Consider the following 1,164-nt stretch of genomic DNA (forward strand, 5'->3'; position numbering starts at 1 on the left):
GGCACCGCCGAACTGCTGGCCGGCCCCGCGCACGACCCGCCCCCGGAGGTCCGCGCGGCCGTCGAAGCGGTGCGGGACCGCTGACGGCGGTGCTGGACCGCCGACAGCGGTGCGGGACCGCCGAGGCCCCGCACCGCCACAGGTCGTGCGCGGCCGTCAGGACACGCGCTTCAGCTGCCAGGAGTTCTTGTCGAAGCTCGGCACCGCGGAGTACTGACAGCCGGCGCTGTAGAAGCTGCTGACGATGGTCCAGCCGGCGGGCGGCCAGGTCGAGGCGCAGGCGTTGACCACGGTGCCGACCGGGTAGCCGGTGAGCTGCATGATCTTCTTGGTGTTCGGGTTGAACCCGGAGCCGCAGCCGCCGCTGTTCCACCACTGCACGTCCACGTAACCGCCGGGCGTGAGCGAGGAGGAGCACATGGTGCTGGTGTCGCCGGGTGCGGCCTGGGCCGTTCCCATGGTGAGGGTGAGCGCGGCGGCGGCAGCGCCGAGGGTCAGCGCGGCGGCACGGAGACGTATCACGGGGCGGGCTCCTCTCGATGACGCGGGACCTCCGCGTCACCGCCCATTCCTATCCGTGTCAGTGGGTGGACGGACAGCGACTTTCCGGCCCGACCGGCGGCGCGTTCTCGCCCCTCCGTACCCGACTCACCCCGGCCCCGCATCCGTGACCTGCGGCACTCTCCTCCGACATGCCCGTGAGGCCGATCCGGGTGATCATGGGACGAGCCGCGTCTTCGGCGATTCGGCGCGCCGGTCGGCTCCGGTCGCGCCCGGAAGGTGGACCGCGATGTTCCAGCTCCTGTGGATTCTGCTCATCGGCTTCGTGCTGGGCGTCCTCGCCAAGCTGATCCTGCGGGGGCCGCAGTCGATCCCCTGGTGGCTGACCATGCTGCTCGGCGCCGCCGGGGCCTGGCTCGGCAACGCGGTCTCCGGCTGGGTCGGTGTCCGTCACACCTCGGGCATCGACTGGATCCGCCACATCCTGCAGCTGGCCTTCGCCGTCGGCCTGGTGGCCCTCGTCGCCCCCGCCTGGAGCAGGTCCCACCCGAACCGCTGACACCGCGACGGCCGGATCCCCCGCGCCACCTCCACGGCGCCGACCCGCCGCGCCGCGCCGCGCCCACGGCGCCGACCCGCCGCGCCACGCCCACAGCGCGGCCC

General features: G+C 73.3%; 2 protein-coding genes. One reads left to right on the forward strand and one right to left on the reverse strand.

Features of this window, described 5'->3' with window-relative positions; genetic code table 11:
* Positions 1-156 precede the first annotated feature (156 nt).
* A complete protein-coding gene (locus tag ACFV04_RS43765; protein WP_380339564.1) occupies positions 157-522 on the reverse strand; it encodes a hypothetical protein in 366 nt (121 codons plus the stop codon).
* A gap of 268 nt (positions 523-790) precedes the next feature.
* Between ACFV04_RS43765 and ACFV04_RS43770 the strand changes: the two genes are divergently transcribed.
* Entirely contained in the window at positions 791-1,060 is a 270-nt protein-coding gene (locus ACFV04_RS43770) for a GlsB/YeaQ/YmgE family stress response membrane protein (protein ID WP_360257397.1), read from the forward strand.
* The last annotated feature ends 104 nt before the right edge of the window (positions 1,061-1,164 follow it).

The organism is Kitasatospora sp. NPDC059599 (genome assembly GCF_042735125.1).
GTDB lineage: Bacteria > Actinomycetota > Actinomycetes > Streptomycetales > Streptomycetaceae > Kitasatospora.

Bases quoted from the DNA above. Each gene is read 5' to 3' on its own strand.
- ACFV04_RS43770 (WP_360257397.1), top strand. From the start codon at position 791: ATGTTCCAGCTCCTGTGGATTCTGCTCATCGGCTTCGTGCTGGGCGTC.